Below are 22,993 nucleotides of genomic sequence, written 5' to 3'. Positions count from 1 at the left end.
ACAGATATTTTTTTATAAACTACCTGTTTTTAATTTCCCTCTTCTTCCTACCCACTAAATAAAAAGGTAAATAAATTAACAAGAAGTACGGAATAACAACTATTTGAGCCTGTATAATATACCATGGCCATGCTCCAAAATAATCTAAGAGTGATGTGGATTGTGGCTTTTCATTTAAGTAAAAATAATTGGCAGCTAAAAAGTAGTTTACTACAATCATTAGTATAATATAAAGTTGTAAAGCTAAAAAGACTTAAATACACTCTTTAATTTTGGACGCATTTTGAATACATAAGTTGTATAAAAAATGACTATCAATAATCCCAAATGCACGATCCAATATCTGAAATAATCGAAGCTAGGAAACCCTTCTTCAATATCTGGAGTAATCACACCTTGAAAGGTACCTGCTATAATCCAAAACAGCAAAATTTCATACATCCAAAGCTTTCTATAATGCGTAAATATTGGTATCAACAATCCCAATAAACTACAGAGATATAAAGGCAAATCTGTAGATACATTATAACCGCCTTTCAAAATATAATAAATATGAAAAACAAATACTGAGAGACATATAAATAGTGCCACTAAATGAATTGCCAATTCCTGTTGCCTCTTATGTAATTTATGCTTTGCGAGATTAATAAAAACCACACAAAACACTATTGCTAAAACTATTGGTATTAAGTGCTGTAAACTACCTACGGCAACTCTATTCCATAAAAAAATTGCACCAAAACTAAAAAAGTTCATGATGCAATTTACTTAATTCTATTTGATATTTATTGATTGTGTCTTTCTCTGGCAAGCAAGGTGTTTTTAAGCAGCATAGCAATCGTCATTGGTCCCACTCCACCAGGAACTGGCGTGATATAACTTGCCTTTTGACTCACACTCGAAAACTCCACATCGCCTGCAAGTCTGTAACCCGTTTTCTTAGTAGCATCAGGAACTCTAGTAATTCCAACATCGATAATTACAACATCTTCCTTAACCATATCCCCGGTTAAAAATTCTGAAATACCAATAGCCGCAACAATAATATCTGCTTCTCTTGTAATCTCCTCAAGGTTTTTAGAACGACTATGAACAACCGTTACTGTAGCATCGCCTGCTTTTCGTTTCTGGCTCATCAAAATACTCATAGGACGACCAACAATATGGCTTCTTCCCATAACCACCACATTTTTACCTGAGGTTTCAATTTGATAACGTTCCAATAACTCCATAATACCATATGGTGTTGCTGGTAAAAAAGTTGGTAAATCTAAAGCCATTTTACCTACGTTTGTAGGATGGAATCCGTCAACATCCTTATCGGGATCTACCGCCATCAAAACCTTTTGCTCATCAATTTGGTCTGGTAAAGGCAGTTGAACGATAAACCCGTCTATATCATCATTGGTGTTTAGCTCGTGAATTTTTTTCAGTAATTCTTCGTCTGAAGTATATTCAGGCATTTCAATAAGTGTAGACTTAAAACCTATGCGCTCACAAGCTTTAACTTTGGCGTTTACATACGTCATACTTGCACCATCAGACCCTACAAGTATTGCTGCCAAATGCGGTACTTTCTCGCCTTTTGAAATCATTGAAGTTACGTGTTCAGCAATTTCGTTTTTTATATCGTTACTTACTTTTTTACCATCCAGTATGGTCATATGTATATATTTTTGGAATTATAAAGATGCTCCGACTGCGCTCAGCATGACACACTTCTAACTTCTAACAAAATTAACGCATATTCTTCATCATCTGCATCATCTTTTTACCGCCACCGCCTTGCATCATCTTCATCATTTTGCTCATTTGGTTGAATTGCTTTAACAATTGATTCACTTCTTGAACCGAAGAACCAGAGCCTTTTGCGATACGCTTTTTCTGCTGGCATTTAGGACCGATGGATTTGTACGTTCTTTTGGTGTCATAGAATGAATAATAGCTTCGATACCTTTGAATGCATCATCATCAATATCTACATCTTTCATCATCTTTCCAGCTCCGGGAATCATTCCAACAAGGTCTTTCATGTTACCCATTTTCTTGATTTGCTGAATTTGCTTTAAGAAATCATCAAAACCAAACTGGTTTTTGGCGATTTTCTTTTGAAGTTTCTGGCTTCTTCTTCATCAAACTGTTCTTGGGCACGTTCCACAAGAGACACAACATCTCCCATTCCCAAAATACGGTCGGCCATACGAGACGGGTAGAACACATCTATTGCTTCCATCTTTTCGCCTGTACCAATAAATTTAATTGGTTTATTAACTACAGATTTAATTGAAATTGCTGCACCACCACGAGTATCTCCATCTAATTTTGTTAAGATAACACCATCAAAATTTAAGATATCGTTAAATGCTTTTGCCGTATTAACAGCATCTTGACCAGTCATAGAATCTACAACAAACAAAGTTTCTTGAGGCTGAATAGCTTTATGGATATTTGAAATCTCTGTCATCATCGCTTCATCAACAGCCAAACGACCTGCGGTATCTATAATGACCACATTATGTCCGTTTGCTTTTGCATGTGCAATACCTGCTTGGGAAATTGCAACAGGATCTGTATTACCTCTATCACTAAAAACCTCTACACCTATTTGATCTCCAACTACGTGTAATTGGTCAATCGCAGCTGGACGATACACATCACAGGCAACCAATAAAGGTTTCTTGGTTTTTTATTTTTTAAATAATTAGCAAGTTTACCAGAAAAAGTAGTTTTACCAGAACCTTGTAAACCAGACATTAAGATTACACTCGGCGTTGCAGATAAATTAACACCTTCTGCATCTCCACCCATTAATTCAGTTAACTCATCCTTAACAAGTTTAACCATTAACTGCCCCGGCTGCAATGTAGTTAATACGTTTTGCCCGAGCGCTTTTTCTTTTACTGTATTAGTAAATTGTTTGGCTATTTTAAAGTTAACATCGGCATCTAGCAAAGCACGTCTTACTTCTTTTAAAGTTTCGGCAACATTTACTTCTGTAATACTTCCGTGTCCTTTAAGAACGTGTAAGGCTTTATCTAATTTTTCACTTAAATTATTGAACATATTTTTAAGTCTTCTGTGAGCAGTCTAAATATATATAGTCTGCCTTTTATAATTGAATTTAAAGGTGCAAAAATAACGAAATATTTTGTTTTTCTTAGTTTGAATTATGCTTTTTACATGAAAACAAGTTTTGCTATACACATGGATGGATTTAAAATATTACTAATTAGCATATAGTTTAACTTCACAAAGTTTTTCCGCTACCTTCGTTAAAATTGAATTTAAAACATTTAAACGATTTCGTATCTTTATGAACCATTAGCCACAATTACAGGTAAAATGAATAAATTAGGTTATAGTTTATCATTGAGAGAAAAAGGTCTTACCTCAAGCGATATAAAAAGAAAATGAAAGAGAAGGGATTTGATGAATCTGAAATACAGTATTGTTTAAAAAAGTCTGATGAAATCTTTCTAAATCAGCTAATTCATAATAAAAAATCGAAGTCCAAGGGAAAACTTAATAATGGGATAAAAACGATAGCCTTAGTACTTAGTTTTATACTCTTAATAAGTGCGTTCTATGGCTATACAACTATAGGCTTGTTTGGACTTTTTATTGTGTGGAGTTTAGTTAGATTTAGTTCCTACAGGAAATAAATTAATACCTAACTGAATAGAAACTATTTTTTACTGTATCTGATTTTCCTAATCCGAAAATCCTTAATCGCAAATTTACATTTCCTTTATACACTAGAGTAAAACAAACCTCTCCAAAAACAAAACAATCTTAAATTTAAAACTTAGCCTTTAAAAAAAGAACGTTATGGATAGAAGTGTAAAGTCCGCAGGGAGATAAGACCGAGGTCCTGCAACGGATAGCCCGACCTTTTTCTGATAACACCCTAAAACAAGTGTTGAAAATACTGTTAATAACCACCTGTGCTTTGCCAAAAAAAGCAACATTGAATCGTGAAAAAAGTGTATTTTTGCACTTTCTTTAAACACACACAAATTAAGACCTAATGATTCATTTCTTTGGAAACATAACCGGCAAAGTATTTGCTGTTCAAACAACAAAAGAATTATCTACCGAAAGTATTTCGAAATTAACGTGGCTTTTTGGCAACCAGCCTAAAATTGTGCAAGCATCTTTGGATGCTTTTTTTGTTGGTCCGCGTGCAGCAATGATTACGCCTTGGAGTACCAATGCGGTGGAAATTACCCAAAATATGGGGATTACCGACATTATTAGAATTGAGGAGTTTGAAGCAGTTGCTGAGGATTTTAAAGGGTTTGACCCAATGATTTCGGAGAAATTTAATGGTTTAAACCAAGAGAGTTTTACCATTGATATTGAACCTGAACCAATTTTGAATATTGAGGATATTGCGGCGTACAATGCTCAGGAAGGTTTATCGTTAAGTGATGAGGAAGTAACCTATTTAGAAGGTGTGGCGAAGAAAATTGGCAGACCGCTAACAGACTCTGAAGTTTTTGGGTTTTCGCAAGTGAATTCTGAGCATTGTAGACATAAAATTTTTAACGGGACGTTTGTGATTGATGGTGAAGAGAAACCTACCTCGTTATTTAAATTAATTAAAGAAACATCGAAACAACATCCTAACGATATTGTTTCGGCTTATAAAGATAATGTGGCTTTTATAAAAGGCCCAAAAGTGGAACAGTTTGCACCAAAACGTGCCGATGTTCCTGATTTTTATACTACTGAAGATTTTGATTCTGTGATTTCATTAAAAGCAGAAACACATAACTTCCCAACTACTGTTGAGCCTTTTAACGGTGCTGCAACGGGCTCTGGTGGTGAAATTAGAGATAGACTTGCTGGTGGAAAAGGCTCATTGCCTTTAGCGGGAACTGCGGTTTACATGACATCTTACTCTAGACTTGAAGAAAACAGACCTTGGGAACATGGTGTTGCTGAACGCGATTGGTTATACCAAACGCCAATGGATATTTTGATAAAAGCATCAAACGGTGCATCAGACTTTGGCAACAAATTTGGGCAACCATTAATTTGTGGTTCGGTATTGACTTTTGAGCATGAAGAAGATGCTCGTAAACTTGGTTTCGACAAAGTGATTATGCAAGCGGGAGGTATTGGCTACGGAAAAGCAGACCAAGCTTTAAAAGATACGCCTAAAACGGGTGATAAAATTGTAATTCTTGGCGGTGAAAATTACCGTATTGGAATGGGTGGTGCTGCGGTATCATCGGCTGATACTGGTGCATTCGCATCTGGAATTGAATTGAACGCAGTACAACGTTCTAACCCAGAAATGCAAAAACGTGCTGCCAATGCGGTACGTGGTATGGTAGAAAGTGATGAGAATTTTATCGTATCTATTCACGATCATGGTGCTGGTGGACACTTAAATTGTTTATCTGAACTGGTTGAAGATACTGGCGGAAAAATCGATTTAGATGCGCTTCCTGTTGGAGACCCTACCCTATCTGATAAAGAAATTATTGGTAACGAATCTCAAGAACGTATGGGATTGGTTATTGGAGAGAAACATATTGACACCTTACATAAAATTGCAGACCGTGAACGTTCGCCGATGTATACCGTTGGTGATGTAACGGGTGATGATCGTTTTACGTTTCAGTCTAAAACCAAAGGTAACAAACCTATGGATTTAGCCATGGAAGATATGTTTGGTAGTTCGCCAAAAACAGTAATGACAGACAACACCGTTGCTCGTAATTATAGCGATGTTGCTTATAACTCGGATAATTTTTATGAGTATTTAGATCAAGTATTACAACTTGAAGCGGTAGCGTGTAAAGATTGGTTAACAAATAAGGTAGACCGTTGTGTTGGTGGTAAAGTAGCCAAACAACAATGTGTTGGCCCTTTACAAATCCCTTTAAATAATGTTGGTGTTATGGCACTAGATTTTAAAGGTAAAGAAGGTATTGCAACATCTATTGGACACTCCCTATTTCTGGATTAATTAATCCTGTTGCTGGAAGTAGAAATTCGATTACTGAAGCATTAACCAATATTATTTGGGCGCCTTTAAAAGATGGATTAAAAAATGTGTCTTTATCGGCTAACTGGATGTGGCCTTGTAAAAATGAAGGTGAAGATGCACGTTTATACGAAGCTGTTGAAGCGATTTCAGAATTTTCAATTGATTTAGGTATTAATGTCCCTACCGGAAAGGATTCGTTGTCTATGAAACAAAAATATCCTAATGAAGATGTGATTTCTCCGGGAACGGTTATTATTTCGGCTGCTGCAAACTGTAATGACATTTCTAAAGTGGTAGAGCCTGTTTTTAATAAAAATGGTGGAAACATTTATTATATCAATATCTCTCAAGATGAATTTAAATTAGGTGGTAGCTCTTTTGCACAAGTGCTTAATAAAATTGGAAAACAGGCGCCTAATGTAAAAGATGCTAGATATGTTAAAACAGTTTTTAACACCATCCAAAATTTAATAAGAAACGAGCAAATTATTGCTGGACACGATGTGGCTTCTGGTGGTTTAATTACAACGCTTTTAGAATTGTGTTTTGCTGATACCAATTTAGGTGCCGAATTAGATCTTTCTGCTTTAGCTGAAAAAGACTCCTTCAAACTATTATTTGCTGAAAATGCTGGAATTGTAATTCAGGCGAAAGATGCATCAATAGAAAAAACCTTATCTGATGCTAATATTGAATTTTTCAACATTGGAAAAGTAACCGAAAGCGATAACTTGAGCATCATTAACAATGCTGAAGTATTTACCATGACAGTTTCTCGTTTACGTGATGTTTGGTATAAAACATCGTTCTTACTAGACCAAAAGCAAACAGCCAATGGTTTAGCCCAAGATCGTTTTGATAATTATAAAAAGCAACCTTTACAATATACATTCCCAAAACATTTTACTGGGAAACTACCTGCTATCGGAAACACAAGACCAAAAGCAGCAATCCTTCGTGAAAAAGGAAGTAACTCAGAACGTGAAATGGCAAATGCTATGTATTTAGCTGGTTTTGATGTGAAAGACGTTCATATGACCGATTTAATTTCTGGTCGTGAAACTCTAGAAGATATTCAGTTTTTAGGCGCTGTTGGTGGGTTTTCAAACTCTGATGTTTTAGGTTCTGCTAAAGGTTGGGCAGGTGCAATTAAATACAACGACAAAGCAAATAAAGTGATTAAAGACTTTTTTGCTAGAGAAGATACATTATCTGTTGGTATTTGTAATGGCTGTCAACTTTGGATGGAATTAGACCTCATCAATCCAGACCATGACATTCATGGGAAAATGCATCATAATGATTCACATAAACACGAAAGTTCTTTTACTTCTGTAAAAATTCAAGAGAATAATTCTGTGATGCTTTCAACACTCGCTGGCACGACATTAGGGGTTTGGATTTCTCATGGAGAAGGTAAATTTAACTTACCGTATAGCGAAGACCAATATCATATTGTTGCAAAATATGGTTATGAAGGGTATCCTCATAATCCAAATGGTTCAGATTTTAATACGGCAATGATGAGTGACAAAACAGGACGTCATTTAGTAACCATGCCACATATTGAGCGTTCTACATTCCAATGGAATTGGGCTAATTATCCTGATGGTAGAAAAGACGAAGTTTCTCCTTGGCTGGAGGCTTTTGTGAATGCTAGACTTTGGATTGAGAAGCAATAAACTAACATTATATAATTTTAAAAAAGCCTTTGTAAGAAAAGGCTTTTTTTGTTTCTATAAAATGTGTACTTTTCAAATATGAAACACACTTTTATTCTTTTTCTTGTATTTGCTTGCGTTTTTAATATGTACGCTCAAAACACAGAGACAACTATAAATAATGTAAAACATCATCAAGTAAAAGTCTATCATTATAGAGATGGTATTATTTCTCTTCAGAAATGGTATGAAAATAAAAAACTAGACAGCCTTAAAACGTATTTTAAAACTGGTGAATTATTAGAAAGTTTTTATTTCAATAAAGGCAGATATCATGGTAAATCATACAAATACAATAAAAAAGGAGAAAAAGTTACAACATGGATCTTTAAAAATGGAAAACTCATTAAAAGAATAGATCATAATATTGAATTCAATAAAAAAGATGAGGCAAAAATCAAGCAACTACACATTAATTTAAAAATGGTAAATGATACGTTGTCAAAAAAACCAAACAGCTTAAAGTTTATACATAAACGCGCCAGCATTAGACATCGATTAGGCAATTACACTTTAGCATTGAATGACTATAGCAAAGTTCAAAGAAGTATTCTTAAAATGGCTAAAGCAAGAAAAACTAAACCTCCAGGTAAATTACTAGGAAGTATCTATGATGCAAAAGGAAGTATTTATGGATATATGGAAATGAAGAGTTATGCTGCACATTATAGATACAAAGCAACAAAAGCTGATCCTAAAAATAATCGTTTAAAATATAATTTAGCATCCTATTTATACACGATTAAATCTTACAGACTGTCGTTACACTATTTAGATGAAGTTTTAAAGCAATGGAAAGGACATGCTTTTTCTCATAGACTTTTAGCGGCAATTTATAGTGATTTTGAGGATTATGAAAAAGCAAAACATCATATTAACATTGCGTTTCCAAAGGAAAAAAACCTGTTAAAATTTGGCGATGGAAAATTAGAACGAGACATAAGAACTTTAAGGGGTTTTATTTTACATAACTTAGGACAAAGTAAAATTGGTATTGATGATTTAAAAGAAGCTATCCGATTGAATGAAGATAACTCTTTTGCCCATAGAAATCTTGGCGCTGTTTATTATGACTTAGGAGAATTTAAAATAGCCTGCGAGCATTTGCAAAAAGCCAAAGATTTGGGTTATGAAAAAACACATGATAGAGATGACTTACAGGCGTATTTAGAGCTTTCTTGTGAAAACGCACAGGAAGAAGAAATTGTTTCTAAAAAAGAACAAACACCTGTTTCGGTGGTTAAATTAGCAGACAAACCATTTGTTTACCCTAACCCTGGTAAGGATATCATAAAAGTAAAAAACTTTCCTCATGAAAATTTCAATTATGAGATTTATGATTTTTCATCAAAACTAGTTTCCAAAAATACGGCTACTAAAAGCTCTATTAATATATCAAGCCTTCCACAAGGTGTTTATCTTTTAAAAATTCATAAAGAAAAATCTATAGAGACCTTTAGAGTTGTAAAGGATTAGTTAATTAGAAAAAATTAAAAAAAGCACTTCTGTTTTCACAAAAGTGCTTCCAGCTAACCAAATAATTAAAGATTAAGCAAACTTTAATTTTTTATCTATTTTTTTATAGGCTCTGTTAACAGTCATTTTCATTAATAAAGACACAATTAATGCGATAACAAATAATCCTGCAAACACTTTTAATGTGGTATCTAAAGAACCTGTAGCGCTTTTAACCATATCGTAAATTGTTGGTCCAACAACACCTGCTAACCCCCATGCAGCTAGTACCATTCCGTGAATAGCACCTAATTGTTTTGTTCCAAAGAGATCTCCTAAAAATGCTGGCAAGGTTGCAAAACCACCACCATACATGGTAATTACAGTAAACAATATGATTAAGAATAGCATTTCCATGCCTATTTGTGGTAAGAAATAAAACGCTAAAATCTGAAATCCGAAGAAAATAATATACGTATTTGCACGCCCTAAATAATCCGATAATGTAGACCATATAATTCTGCCCAAACCATTAAATACACCTATTAAACCAACAATTCCTGCAGCTTCCATTGGGGTATAGTTTAACTTCTCTTGCATCATTGGGCTGGCTGCCGAAATAATGGCAATACCACATGCAATATTGATGAACATCATAACCCAGATGTAATAAAATCGTGGTGTTTTTAAAGCTTCATTGGCGGTTATGTTTGCCATATCCTTTTTAATAGTTTTACCTTCTCCAGGTTTAAAACCATCTGGCATATAGCCTTCTGGTGGTCTTTCAATATATCTTGCCGAAGATAAAATAAGCACCATATAAATCAATCCTAAAATGTAAAATGCATTTGAAACACCTACAGAATCAAAAAGTGATTGCATAACAGGTCCAAAAATTAAGGCTGCAAAACCAAATCCCATAATAGCCATACCAGTTGCTAATCCACGTCTGTCTGGGAACCATTTTACTAAAGTACTTACAGGCGTAATGTATCCTAAGCCTAGACCAATACCTCCAATAACACCATAGCATAGATAAAATAGCCATAAAGACTCCAATTGAACCGCTAATCCTGATCCTAAAATACCTAAACCATAAAATATTCCTGCGGTTGTTCCGCTAACTTTAGGACCAACTTTTTCTACCCATCTTCCTAAAAATGCTGCAGATAAACCAAGTAATAAAATGGCAATTTTAAATGCCCATTTAATTACACTTCCATCAACATCAAAAATATCTTTAACGGGGTTAGTCATTACTGAATACGCATATACAGATCCAATTGAAATATGTATTCCTACTGCTGATGCAGCTATTAACCAACGGTTTTTTAGTTTTTGTGTTTTCATGATTATTATTGTTTGAGCATAAAAACTATACTCATTAATTTACTCTTACTTCCTTGAAATACTGTTGTAATATTTCTACAGCAGCATCAATTTCTTCTGGTGAGTTTTCTCTAGCATCTTTTAATTGATAATCCCATCCTAAAGCATCCCATTTATGGACACCCAATTTATGATAAGGCTGTAATTCTATTTTTTCTATAGTGTTATAATCTTTAAAATGTTCGCCCATAGCATGAAGCAACTCAGGTGTATTAGTTATCTCAGGAATCAAAACATATCGCAACCACATTTTTTTACCTGAAGCCTCTCTATGCTTTGCAAAATTGAAGGTTGTTTCTTTGTTTTTTTGACCTGTGATGTATTCATAACCTTTTTCAGTCATGTGTTTAACATCAAGCATCACTAAATCTGCATACTCATCTAATAATTCTTCTGAAAAATGATTTAGAACCCTTCCGTTTGTATCAATATTAGTATGAATACCTTCTTCTTTTAATCTTTTGAAAAAAGGTACCAACTCTTTGGATTGTAACAATGGTTCGCCACCAGAAACAGTAACGCCACCTTTTTTCCCGAAGTAAGGCTTCTCTTTAATAGCCATTTGCACCAATTCTTCAATATGATACTCTTTTCCACCATGCGTGTCAATCGTATCAGGATTGTGGCAGTACAAACATTTTAGTTTGCATCCTTGTAAAAATATTACTAGTCGCACACCAGGGCCATCATGCGTTCCAAAGGATTCAATGGAATGCACTCTTAATATGTTATCTTTATGTTCGATGATTTGTCTCTTTAAAATTAGCATCTGAAAAAGAAGCTTTACACTTCCTTTTCAGATGCATACAAAATATAAATAGAGTTTAGATTGACTCGTGGAAAGATCTAGTAATCACTTCCATTTGTTGTTCTTTTGTTAATCTCACGAAGTTTACCGCATATCCAGAAACTCTAATAGTTAACTGTGGGTATTCTTCTGGATGTTCCATAGCATCAAGTAAAGTTTCTTTATCTAAAACATTCACGTTAACGTGTTGTGCGTTTTTAGAGAAATAGCCATCTAAAATACATGACAGGTTTTCAATGCGTTCTTCTGAATCTGCTCCTAAAGATTTTGGAACTATAGAAAATGTATTTGAAATACCATCCTGAGAATCTTTATAATCTATTTTAGCAACAGAGTTTAATGAAGCAATTGCTCCTTGACAATCTCTACCATGCATTGGGTTTGCCCCTGGTGCAAATGGAACTCCTTTTGCTCTACCATCTGGTGTTGCTCCAGTTTTCTTACCGTAAACAACATTTGATGTGATTGTTAAAACAGACATTGTAGGTTCTGCATTTTTATATACTGGTAATTTTTTTAATTCATCATTAAAATCAGCAACTGCTTTTGCAGCTAATGTATCCACACGATCATCATCATTACCATAGCAAGGAAATTCACCTTCAATTTTAAAATCTACAGTTAAACCTTCTTCATTTCTAATTGGTTTTACTCTAGCATATTTAATTGCTGATAATGAATCTGCTACAATTGATAACCCAGCAATTCCATAAGCAATGTTAATACTTGGATTTGTATCAATTAAAGCCATTTGCGCTTTTTCGTAATAATACTTATCGTGCATGTAGTGGATAATATTCATAGAATCATTATACACACGTGCAACTTCCTTCATGGCAATTTTAAAGTTAGCCATGACTTTATCAAAGTCTAATGTTTCACAAGTACAAGGCTCAATTCCATCAACCATTTGTGTTCCTGTGATTTCACATTTACCACCATTAATAGCCAACAACAATGTTTTAGCTAAGTTAGTACGTGCTCCAAAGAACTGAATAGCTTTACCTAAAGCTTGATAAGACACACAACATGCAATACCATAATCATCAGAACCTCTGTTAGTTCGCATCATTTCATCATTTTCAAATTGAATTGAAGATGTATCAATAGCTACTTTAGAACAAAAATCTTTGAAATTTTGAGGTAAATCTTTAGACCATAAAACCGTCATATTTGGTTCTGGCGAAGCTCCTAAATTATAAAGTGTATTTAAGAAACGGAAAGAGGTTTTAGTGACTTTAGTTCTTCCATCATCAAACATACCACCAATAGCCTCGGTTACCCAAGTAGGATCTCCAGCAAAAATTTCATCATAAGCACTCATTCTTAAGTGACGCACCATTCTCAATTTCATTACAAATTGATCGATAAATTCTTGAGCTTCTTCTTCAGTAATTAAACCTTCTTGTAAATCGTTCTCAATATATATATCTAAGAATGTAGACACATTACCAAGAGACATTGCAGCGCCATCTTGCTCTTTTACAGCAGCTAAGTACCCCATATATGTCCATTGTACTGCCTCTCTTGCAGTTTCAGCAGGACGATTCAATTCTAAATTATATTTAGCACCAAGAGTAATAATTTCCTTTAAGGCTTTAATTTGATCTGAAACTTCTTCACGTAAACGAATAACAGCATCAGTCATCGGTCCACCAATGTTTGCTAAATCTTGTTTTTTAGTTTCAATTAAAAAATCAATACCATAAAGTGCTACACGACGATAATCTCCAATAACTCTACCACGTGCATAGTTGTCTGGTAAACCTGTTAAAAATCCTAACGAACGGAATTTTTTAATCTCAGCGTTATATGCTGAAAACACACCATCATTATGTGTTTTTACATATTTAGAAAACAACTCAGTTAGGTTATCATTTGGTTTTACACCTTGCTCTGCTAACGCTTTTTGAACCACTTTAAAACCTCCAAAAGGTTTCATGGTACGTTTTAATAACTCATCGGTTTGTAATCCAACAATAACTTCATTTTTCTTATCAATATATCCTGCATTAAATGCACTAACTGTAGAAATAGTCTCAGTATCTAAAGCAAGAACACCATTATTTTTGAGCTCTTGTTTTGTCGCGGCTTTACATATATCCCATAAATTTTGAGTTTTTGCACTTGGGCCAACTAAAAATTCATCAGTACCGTAATAAGGTGTTACGTTATTAATTACGAAATCTCTAACGTTAATACCTTCATTCCAAATTCCTGGTTTAAACTGTTTTACTTTCATCTCTATATTTATTTTATATTTTGTAAAATCTGTGTCTCTATTTGACTATTCAAAGGTAAAAACAGACTGTTTTATAAAACATGACAATTGTCATTAAACCCAACAAATCAGATATTTAACAGAGAAATTATTTACGAAAACGTTGTAGACATAAACTCTAATTAAGAATTATTCAACACATAGTTTTAAGATGTATTAAAAACATAATTAAAAAGCGTTTTCATAATAAAAAAGTATATCAATACTCTAAATTTTAAAACTTTTTCGTAAAAATGATACATTATATCTTACAAAAATGGCTTTCGAAATGAACTAACTCATTAATATGCTTTATTTGAAAAACACTTTTAATTTCATATTTTGCAATACAAGAACTATTCAAAATTGCAAATGAAAGAAGTAAAAAGATTATTCGATTTTCCCTACCATCAGTTAAATAATGCGCCATTAGAAGCTTCATTAGTAACAAAATATAACGGTGAATGGGTGAAAACCAGCACTCAAGAGTATTTAGATAAAGCCAATGCTTTGAGTAGGGCTTTGTTAAAACTTGGTGTTAAGAAAGATGATAAAATTGCTATAATCTCTTCGACAAACAGGACAGAATGGAATATTGTTGACATCGGTTTATTGCAAACTGGTGCGCAAAGTGTTCCTATCTATCCAACTATTTGTACTGAAGATTATGAATATATTTTAAACCATAGTGAAGCCATTTACTGTTTTGTTTCTGACGAAGAAGTTCTGGAAAAAATAAATAAGATAAAAGCCAAAACAAAATTAAGAGATGTCTATTCTTTTAATACAATTGAAGGTTGTAAAAATTACTCTGAGCTATTCGAATTAGGAAAAGACACTTCAAATCAAAGTGAATTGGATACTAGAAAAGATATCGTAAAATCATCAGATTTAGCAACTATAATTTATACATCTGGCACTACAGGAAAACCTAAAGGTGTTATGCTTTCACATTCAAATATAGTTTCAAATGTATTTGCAGTTGAAAAACGATTTCCTTTAGAACCAAATGAAAGAACACTCAGCTTTCTTCCTGTTTGTCACATCTTTGAGCGCGTATTTCTGTACGTATGTCAATATTGTAGTATTTCGATTTATTTCGCAGAAGGCATTGATAAAATTGGTGACAATTTAAAAGAAGTAAAACCTAGTGTCATTACAGTTGTTCCTAGATTAGTAGAAAAAGTATATGATAAAATCATGGCTAAAGCCGAAGATTTGACAGGAATAAAAAAGAAACTATTCTTTTGGGCTGTAGAACTTGGTTCTACTTTCCAACCTTATAAACAAAACGGATGGTGGTATGAGTTTAAACTATCCATCGCACGTAAACTTATTTTCAGTAAATGGCAGGAAGCTATGGGAGGGAATATTGTATTTATGGCCTCAGGTAGCGCTGCACTTCAACCTAGATTAGGCCATTTATTTGGTGCTGCCAATATGCCAATTATGGAATGCTACGGACTTACCGAAACTTCTCCAGGAGTTACAGTTAGCGACAGGCGTAACAAGGGTTGGAAAATAGGATATGTAGGTAGAGTGTTAGACAAATGTGAAGTTAAAATAGCCGAAGATGGCGAAATCCTTTGTAAAGGTCCAAATATTATGATGGGCTATTATAAAGATGAAGAAAAAACTAAGAGCGTCATGACTGGCGATTACTTCCATACAGGCGATAAAGGAACTATTGATGCCGATGGTTTCTTAAAAATCACAGGTCGTAAAAAAGAAATGTTCAAAACTTCTGGAGGAAAGTATATAGTACCTACTTTACTTGAAAATGAATTGAAACAATCCCGATTTATAGAGCAAATCATGGTAATTGGAGAAGGCGAAAAAATGCCTGCGGCCCTGATTCAACCAAATTTTGAATTTGTAAAAGATTGGATTGCTTATAAAAATCATTCAATTGGTACTTCATTTGAAGATATAGCTAACTCAGAAATAGTACAAGCTAGAATTCAAGAAGAAGTTGATGATTGCAACAAAAATTTTGGGAAGTGGGAACAAATTAAACGATTTGAAATCACACCAGAAATATGGTCAATAGATGCAGGACACCTAACCCCTACTTTAAAAATGAAGCGAGATGTTATAAAGAAAATGTACTCTAGCCTTATTGAAAAAATTTATAGACCCAAATAATTTTTTTCAAAAAACGTTTTTATTTCCTTTGAACAACAACTGAAAATCAGCTAGTTATTCTTTTGATTACTAATTTTTTATTACATTTAAGCCTAACCAATTAAAATTAAATAAAATGAAAACAAAAAATTTCTTAGGCGCTGGTATTGTAGGTGGCATTGTAGACTTCCTTTTAGGATGGTTGTTTTATGGCATTATTTTTAAAGATACTTTTCCTCAACCAGAAGAAAGTGGAAGTACAATGTTATTTATCTTTCTTGGATGTTTAACTTTTGGGTTATTTGTATCCTACATCTATACACAATGGGCGCAAATATCAACAGCTGCTACTGGAGCTAAAGCAGGCGCTATTATTGGTATATTCTTTGGATTATTCTCTAACTTCTTTGGTTTGGCAATGAATCCTGAAGCAACAATTCAACTAGCCGCTTTAGATGTTGGAATAACAATAGTTATGAGTACTATTATTGGTGCTGTAATTGGATTTGTTAATGGAAAAATGGGATAAATTCTTAATACATATCACAAAATTAACCTCTTAAATACTAAGAGGTTTTTTTATATACATTCATAAACACTTTTTTTAAATATATTATGCATGCATAATATATTTTATTATATTTAGGAATTCCAACTCTCAAGAATGAAAGAAAAAACAATAGATTATGTATTAAGAACAACGTGGTTAACGGTTAACAAAATGTATAACGAAGAAGCCTCAAAGTTTGAAAGCACAATGGCGACTGGATTCACATTACTAAGTATTGACCCAGAAAAAGGCACACCATCAACAGCCTTAGGTCCTAAAATGGGAATGGAAGCTACAAGTCTTTCACGAATTTTAAAAACTATGGAAAAAAGAGGTTTAATTGAACGTAAACCTAACCCTAATGATGGTAGAGGTGTTTTAATTCATTTGACTGAATTTGGAAAAGAAAAACGTGATCTTTCAAAAGAAAAGGTTTTAACTTTTAATGAAACCATTAGAAAACATATACCTGAAGAAAAAATAAACAGTTTCTATGAGGTAGCTGAAACCATAAACGACATGGTTTGCAATAAGAAAATTTATAACAACAAATAATCTTAGTTTAAGATAAAAGAATGGGTAAACGAATAATTAAAAAAGTAGCTGTTATTGGTTCGGGCATTATGGGAAGTGGAATCGCTTGTCATTTTGCGAATATTGGTCTAGAAGTCCTGCTTTTAGACATCATTCCAAGAGAGCTTAATGCTAAAGAAGAGGCAAAAGGATTAACTTTAGAAGATAAGGCTGTAAGAAATCGTTTAGTTAACGATGCTTTAACTGCTTCTCTAAAATCAAAGCCCTCTCCTATTTATCATCAAAAATTTGCCAATAGGATTACTACTGGAAACCTTGAAGATGATATTTCAAAAGTTGCAGCTGTTGATTGGATTATAGAAGTTGTAGTTGAAAGATTAGATATCAAGAAAAAAGTTTTTGAAAATCTAGAAAAACACAGAACTCCTGGAACATTAATAACCAGTAACACATCTGGTATTCCTATTCAATTTATGAGTGAAGGTAGAAGTGAAGATTTTCAAAAGCATTTTGTGGAACTCACTTTTTAACCCTCCTAGATATTTAAAATTATTCGAAATTATTCCAGGTCCAAAAACAGATACTTCTGTTTTAGAATTTCTAAATGGTTATGGAGAGCAATACTTAGGTAAAACTTCTGTTGTTGCCAAAGATACTCCTGCATTTATAGGAAACCGTATTGGAATTTTTAGCATCATGAGTTTATTCCATGCTGTTAAAGAGATGGATTTAACCATTGAAGAAGTTGATAAACTAACTGGTCCTGTAATAGGCAGACCAAAATCAGCAACCTTTAGAACTGTTGATGTTGTTGGTTTAGATACCCTTGTTCATGTAGCAAACGGAATTGCAGATAATTGTAAAGATGATGAACGTTTAGAATTATTCAAGTTACCCGGTTTTATCAGCACAATGGTTGATAATAAATGGCTAGGAAGTAAAACAGGACAAGGTTTTTATAAAAAAGAAGTTTCTGCTGAAGGCAAAAAACAAATTTTATCTCTAGATTTAAACACTCTAGAATACCGCTCAGCTAAAAAAGCAAAATTTGCCACTCTGGAATTAACCAAATCGGTTGATAAAGTTATTGATCGTTTTAAAATTTTAGTTTCAGGAAAAGACAAAGCTGGAGAATTCTACCGTAAAACGTTTGCTCAATTATTTGCTTATGTAACACACCGAATTCCTGAGATTTCAGATGAAATCTATAAAATAGATGATGCTATGAAAGCTGGATTTGGATGGGAACATGGTCCTTTTCAAGTTTGGGATGCTATTGGTGTTGAAAAAGGAATAGAATTAATTAAGGCAGAAGGTTTAGCACCTGCTACTTGGGTAAATGATATGTTGGCGTCAGAAAACAAATCATTCTATACAGTTAAAAATGGAGCTACAAACTTTTATGATATTCCTTCAAAATCTCAACAAAAAATTCCTGGTCAAGATGCATTTATCATATTAGATAATATCAGAACATCTAACGAAGTATTTAAAAATTCAGGTGTTGTAGTTGAAGATTTAGGAGATGGTATTTTGAATTGTGAATTTCAATCTAAAATGAATACCATTGGTGGAGATGTTTTAGCAGGATTAAACAAAGCAGTAGATATCGCAGAAAAGGACTTCGAGGGATTGGTCATTGGAAATCAAGGTGCAAATTTCTCAGTTGGCGCTAATATTGGAATGATTTTCATGATGGCTGTAGAACAGGAATATGAAGAATTAAATGCAGCAATAAAGTACTTTCAAGATACTATGATGCGTATGCGTTATTCATCAATTCCAACTATCTCAGCACCCCACGGCATGTCACTTGGTGGCGCATGTGAATTATCCATGCACGCCGATAAAGTTGTAGCTGCTGCCGAAACATATATTGGTTTAGTAGAATTCGGTGTTGGAGTAATCCCAGGAGGTGCTGGCTCAAAAGAAATGGCTTTACGTGCATCAGACACATTTAAAAAAGGAGATGTTCAATTAAATACATTACAAGAATATTTCTTAACTGTTGGTATGGCAAAAGTATCTACTTCTGCTTATGAAGCTTTCGATTTAGGAATTCTTCAAAAAGGAAAAGATATAGTTGTGGTTAACAAAGACCGCCAAATTGCTGTAGCTAAAGAACATGCTAAACTTATGGCAAACATGGGTTATACACAACCAGTAAAACGAAAAGACGTAAAAGTACTTGGTAAACAAGCACTAAGTATGTTTTTAGTGGGAACAGACTCTATGGAAGCAAGCCATTATATTAGTGCACACGATAAGAAAATTGCTAATAAACTAGCGTATGTAATGGCTGGTGGAGATTTATCTGAACCAACTTTAGTAAGTGAACAATACTTATTAGATCTAGAACGTGAAGCTTTCCTTTCACTTTGTACTGAACGCAAAACTTTGGAAAGAATTCAACATATGTTAACGAAAGGAAAACCGTTAAGAAATTAAGACAATGAAACAAGCATATATAGTTAAAGCATATAGAACCGCTGTTGGTAAAGCACCAAAGGGCGTTTTCCGTTTTAAAAGAACGGATGAATTGGCTGCAGAGACCATCAAATATATGATGAAGGAGCTACCAAGTTTAGACCCAAAACGAATTGATGATGTTATTGTGGGCAACGCAATGCCAGAAGGCTCTCAAGGTTTAAACATGGCACGTTTAATCTCTTTAATGGGATTAGAAGTTATAGATGTTCCTGGTGTGACTGTTAACCGTTTTTGCTCCTCTGGAGTAGAAACTATTGGGATGGCTACTGCAAAAATTCAAGCTGGGATGGCAGATTGTATCATAGCTGGAGGTGCAGAAAGCATGAGCAGCGTACCAATGACAGGTTTTAAACCAGAATTAAATTACGATGCGATTGTAAAAGCTGGTCATGAAGATTATTACTGGGGTATGGGAAATACTGCTGAAGCTGTGGCCAATCAGTTTAAAGTGTCTCGTGAAGATCAAGATGAATTCGCTTTTAATTCACATATGAAAGCTCTGAAAGCTCAAGCTGAAAATCGTTTTCAAGATCAAATTGTACCGATAGAAGTTGAACAAACTTATATTGATGCTAACGGAAAAAAAACAACAAAATCTTATACAGTAACGAAAGACGAAGGCCCGCGAGCTGGAACTAAAAAAGAAATCCTTGCAAAGTTAAGACCAGTATTTGCTGCTGGAGGAAGTGTTACTGCTGGTAATTCGTCTCAAATGAGTGATGGTGCTGCATTCGTTATGGTTATGAGTGAAGATATGGTTAAAGAATTAAATCTTGAACCAGTTGCTAGAATGGTAAATTATGCTGCTGCTGGTGTTGAGCCACGTATTATGGGAATAGGTCCTGTAAAGGCAATTCCTAAAGCATTAAAACAAGCAGGATTAAAACAAGAGGATTTAGAGTTAATTGAACTAAATGAGGCTTTTGCTTCTCAATCCTTGGCAGTTATTAGAGAGTTAAATTTAAATCCAGATATTATAAATGTAAATGGTGGTGCTATAGCTTTAGGCCATCCGTTAGGGTGTACTGGAGCAAAACTATCAGTCCAATTATTTGATGAAATGCGTAAACGTAATATGAAAGGAAAACATGGAGCAGTAACCATGTGTGTTGGTACTGGACAAGGTGCTTGTGGAATTTTTGAATTTTTAAATTAATAGAATATATAAGCTATGAAAGCTACAGAAGATAACATTTTAAGAGGCGGTCAATTTTTAGTAAAAGAGACAAGTTGTGAAGACATTTTTACACCAGAAGATTTTAATGAAGATCAACTGATGATGAAAGAAGCTGTTACTGAATTTGTAGATCGAGAAGTTTGGTCTAAAAAAGCGCAATTCGAGAAAAAAGATTATGCATTAACAGAATCTTGCATGCGCCAAGCAGGCGAACTCGGTTTTTAAGTATCTCCGTTCCCGAAGAATATGGTGGTATGGGCATGGGCTTTGTAGACACCTGTTTGGTGTGTGATTATATCTCAGGAGCTACAGGCTCATTTAGTACTGCTTTTGGGGCACATACAGGTATTGGCACCATGCCAATTACGCTTTATGGCAACGAAGCACAAAAACAAAAGTATGTCCCTAAATTAGCCTCTGGCGAATGGTTTGGATCTTATTGCTTAACTGAACCTAGTGCGGGTAGTGATGCCAACTCTGGAAAAACTAAAGCCGTGCTTTCTGAAGATGGAAAAACGTATAAGATTACAGGACAAAAAATGTGGATTTCCAATGCTGGATTCTGTACCATTATGATTGTTTTTGCACGCATAGAAGACGACAAAAACATTACTGGCTTTATTGTTGAGTACGATCCTGAAAATCCAAATGGTGTTACCATGGGAGAAGAAGAACACAAATTAGGTATTCGCGCATCTTCTACAAGACAAGTGTTTTTCAATGATACTGTTGTTCCGATTGAAAACATGTTATCTACAAGAGGTAACGGGTTTAAAATTGCAATGAACGCGCTTAATGTTGGGCGAATCAAATTAGCTGCAGCTTGTTTAGATGCTCAAAGAAGAACGATTACTGAATCAGTAAAATACGCTAACGAACGTATTCAATTCAAAACACCTATTTCTAGTTTTGGGGCTATTCGTCAAAAAATTGCTGAAATGGCTACAAATTGCTGGGTTGGAGAAGCTGCAACTTACAGAGCTTCAAAAAACATTGAAGATAGAATTGAACTGAGAAAAAATAACGGAAAAGACACACATCAAGAAGCTGAACTAAAAGGTGTAGAAGAATATGCTATTGAATGTTCTATTCTTAAGGTGGCAGTCTCTGAGTTTGTACAAAATTGTACAGATGAAGGCATTCAGATTTTTGGTGGTATGGGCTTTTCAGAGGAAACACCTATTGAATCTGCTTGGAGAGATGCTCGTATTTCTAGAATTTATGAGGGTACCAACGAAATCAACAGAATGTTGAGTATTGGTATGCTAATTAAAAAAGCAATGAAAGGCCATGTTAATGTTTTAGAACCCGCAATGGCCGTAAAAGAGGAGTTAATGGGCATTCCTTCGTTTGACGTTCAAGATTTTTCAGAATTATTTTCTGAAGAAAAAAACATCATCAAAAATCTTAAGAAATTGTTCTTAATGGTTGCTGGTGCTACACTTCAAAAATACGGAGAAGAAATTGATAAGCAACAACAATTAATGTTGGCTGCCTCTGATATTTTAATACAGATTTATTTAGCTGAATCAGCAATTTTACGTGCTGAAAAAATGGCTAAGAAAGAAGGCGAAGATAATGTTAAAGAACAAATAGCAATGGCGAAATTAAACTTATTCCATGCTATTGATGTTATTGAAACTGCGGGAAAACACTCAATTATTTCATTCTCAACAGGTGATGAACAACGCATGATGCTTATGGGGCTTAAACGTTACATTAAATATGTAAATATGCCGAATATTATTGAACTAAGACATATCATTGCTGAAAAAGTGATAAAGGAAAATAAATATTGTTTTTGAGTATAAACTCAAACAAATTTCGTGTGACTAATTCAAAAGTAAAAGGCGTCTCAAATTCAGTTATGAGACGTTTTTTTATTTTCTATATTGTATTAGTTCTATTTGTAGCAAATTAAATTCAAATAAATTGGAGATTTTGTCCTATTTTTAAACGTAGCTAACGTCTTAATTATATACAACGCTAAATTTAAGATTATGAAAAAGTTTAACACACTTGTAATATTAATTATTACGCTACTTTTTAGTTTAACATCTGAGGCTCAATTAGAAAAAACCCTTGAACCCAAATTAGAAAATATTGCTTGGATTTCGGGCAACTGGAAAGGCAAGGCTTTTGGTGGATTAACCGAAGAAAATTGGAGTAAACCATCTGGTGGATCGATGATGGCTACTTTTAAATTAATAAATAATGGAAAAGTTTCTTTTTATGAAATTGAGATTATTAGAGAGGTTAAAAACACCTTGATACTTCAGTTAAAACACTTCAACAATGATTTAAAAGGTTGGGAAACTAAAGATGAAACTATTGATTTTCCATTGAAAAAAATTACTACTAATAAAGTAGTGTTTGAGGGCATGTCCTTTGAAAAAATTAGTGATAATGAAATGAATATTTCTGTAGACATCAAACAAAAAGATGGTTCTATTGAAGTCGTTAAATTTAATTATACCAAGTAAT

At 33.9% G+C, this 22,993-nt stretch carries 10 protein-coding genes and 5 pseudogenes; 9 read left to right on the top strand and 6 right to left on the bottom strand.

From position 1 onward, the window contains the following. Positions 1-19 precede the first annotated feature (19 nt). The 3 genes and pseudogenes from AC0L5U_RS19110 to ffh form a co-directional block, all read right to left on the bottom strand. Positions 20-756, bottom strand: a pseudogene (locus tag AC0L5U_RS19110) (YwaF family protein). A 29-nt stretch (positions 757-785) separates the two neighbouring features. Beyond that, complete coding sequence (folD, locus tag AC0L5U_RS19105; protein ID WP_473418015.1) at positions 786-1,664, bottom strand: bifunctional methylenetetrahydrofolate dehydrogenase/methenyltetrahydrofolate cyclohydrolase FolD; 879 nt, start codon at positions 1,662-1,664, stop codon at positions 786-788. A gap of 73 nt (positions 1,665-1,737) precedes the next feature. Beyond that, positions 1,738-3,063, bottom strand: a pseudogene (gene ffh, locus AC0L5U_RS19100) (signal recognition particle protein). Positions 3,064-4,027: 964 nt separating this feature from the next. Between ffh and purL the strand changes: the two are divergent. Together purL and AC0L5U_RS19090 are read left to right on the top strand one after the other, a co-directional pair. Then, a pseudogene (gene purL, locus AC0L5U_RS19095) lies at positions 4,028-7,683 on the top strand (phosphoribosylformylglycinamidine synthase). Between the two features lie 78 nt (positions 7,684-7,761). Then, positions 7,762-9,198: a T9SS type A sorting domain-containing protein gene (locus AC0L5U_RS19090; RefSeq protein WP_473418014.1), complete on the top strand. Its 1,437-nt coding sequence runs from the start codon at positions 7,762-7,764 to the stop codon at positions 9,196-9,198. Between the two features lie 72 nt (positions 9,199-9,270). On the opposite strand, the gene AC0L5U_RS19085 is transcribed toward AC0L5U_RS19090, so the two are convergent. From AC0L5U_RS19085 to pflB, 3 genes are read right to left on the bottom strand one after another with little or no spacing between them, the layout of a single operon-like run. After that, positions 9,271-10,527, bottom strand: a complete 1,257-nt coding sequence (locus AC0L5U_RS19085; RefSeq protein WP_473418013.1) for an L-lactate MFS transporter — start codon at positions 10,525-10,527, stop codon at positions 9,271-9,273. Positions 10,528-10,561: 34 nt separating this feature from the next. After that, the gene (gene pflA, locus AC0L5U_RS19080; RefSeq protein ID WP_473418012.1) at positions 10,562-11,335 is read right to left on the bottom strand and encodes a pyruvate formate-lyase-activating protein; all 774 of its coding nucleotides are present in this window, start codon (positions 11,333-11,335) and stop codon (positions 10,562-10,564) included. Between the two features lie 55 nt (positions 11,336-11,390). Further along, a complete protein-coding gene (pflB, locus tag AC0L5U_RS19075; RefSeq protein WP_473418011.1) occupies positions 11,391-13,616 on the bottom strand; it encodes a formate C-acetyltransferase in 2,226 nt (741 codons plus the stop codon). Between the two features lie 390 nt (positions 13,617-14,006). Here pflB and AC0L5U_RS19070 point away from each other — a divergent pair, with 390 nt between their 5' ends. The 7 genes and pseudogenes from AC0L5U_RS19070 to AC0L5U_RS19040 all read left to right on the top strand — a co-directional run bounded on the left by AC0L5U_RS19070 (position 14,007) and on the right by AC0L5U_RS19040 (position 22,992). Continuing rightward, entirely contained in the window at positions 14,007-15,779 is a 1,773-nt protein-coding gene (locus tag AC0L5U_RS19070; RefSeq protein ID WP_473418010.1) for an AMP-dependent synthetase/ligase, read from the top strand. 115 nt (positions 15,780-15,894) lie between these two features. Beyond that, positions 15,895-16,287 (top strand): hypothetical protein, encoded by a 393-nt coding sequence (locus AC0L5U_RS19065; protein WP_473418009.1) that lies wholly within the window; start codon positions 15,895-15,897, stop codon positions 16,285-16,287. Positions 16,288-16,422: 135 nt separating this feature from the next. Beyond that, positions 16,423-16,863 (top strand): MarR family winged helix-turn-helix transcriptional regulator, encoded by a 441-nt coding sequence (locus AC0L5U_RS19060; protein ID WP_473418008.1) that lies wholly within the window; start codon positions 16,423-16,425, stop codon positions 16,861-16,863. Between the two features lie 20 nt (positions 16,864-16,883). Further along, positions 16,884-19,290, top strand: a pseudogene (locus AC0L5U_RS19055) (3-hydroxyacyl-CoA dehydrogenase/enoyl-CoA hydratase family protein). Positions 19,291-19,294: 4 nt separating this feature from the next. Beyond that, on the top strand, positions 19,295-20,488 hold the full coding sequence (locus AC0L5U_RS19050) for an acetyl-CoA C-acyltransferase (RefSeq protein WP_473418007.1): 1,194 nt from the start codon (positions 19,295-19,297) through the stop codon (positions 20,486-20,488). A 15-nt stretch (positions 20,489-20,503) separates the two neighbouring features. After that, positions 20,504-22,314 (top strand): annotated as a pseudogene (locus tag AC0L5U_RS19045) (acyl-CoA dehydrogenase family protein). 195 nt (positions 22,315-22,509) lie between these two features. Then, the gene (locus tag AC0L5U_RS19040; RefSeq protein WP_473418006.1) at positions 22,510-22,992 is read left to right on the top strand and encodes a DUF6265 family protein; all 483 of its coding nucleotides are present in this window, start codon (positions 22,510-22,512) and stop codon (positions 22,990-22,992) included. The last annotated feature ends 1 nt before the right edge of the window (position 22,993 follow it).

Source organism: Jejuia sp. G7-7 (assembly GCF_055808955.1).
Note: the sequence above shows the minus strand (reverse complement) of the source record. Positions and strands in the feature narration are given on the sequence as shown.

Coding starts and splice junctions, on each gene's coding strand:
- pflB (WP_473418011.1), bottom strand. CDS start 13,616: ATGAAAGTAAAACAGTTTAAACCAGGAATTTGGAATGAAGGTATTAAC.
- AC0L5U_RS19065 (WP_473418009.1), top strand. CDS start 15,895: ATGAAAACAAAAAATTTCTTAGGCGCTGGTATTGTAGGTGGCATTGTA.
- AC0L5U_RS19050 (WP_473418007.1), top strand. CDS start 19,295: ATGAAACAAGCATATATAGTTAAAGCATATAGAACCGCTGTTGGTAAA.
- AC0L5U_RS19060 (WP_473418008.1), top strand. CDS start 16,423: ATGAAAGAAAAAACAATAGATTATGTATTAAGAACAACGTGGTTAACG.
- AC0L5U_RS19070 (WP_473418010.1), top strand. CDS start 14,007: ATGAAAGAAGTAAAAAGATTATTCGATTTTCCCTACCATCAGTTAAAT.
- AC0L5U_RS19090 (WP_473418014.1), top strand. CDS start 7,762: ATGAAACACACTTTTATTCTTTTTCTTGTATTTGCTTGCGTTTTTAAT.
- pflA (WP_473418012.1), bottom strand. CDS start 11,335: ATGCTAATTTTAAAGAGACAAATCATCGAACATAAAGATAACATATTA.
- AC0L5U_RS19040 (WP_473418006.1), top strand. CDS start 22,510: ATGAAAAAGTTTAACACACTTGTAATATTAATTATTACGCTACTTTTT.
- folD (WP_473418015.1), bottom strand. CDS start 1,664: ATGACCATACTGGATGGTAAAAAAGTAAGTAACGATATAAAAAACGAA.
- AC0L5U_RS19085 (WP_473418013.1), bottom strand. CDS start 10,527: ATGAAAACACAAAAACTAAAAAACCGTTGGTTAATAGCTGCATCAGCA.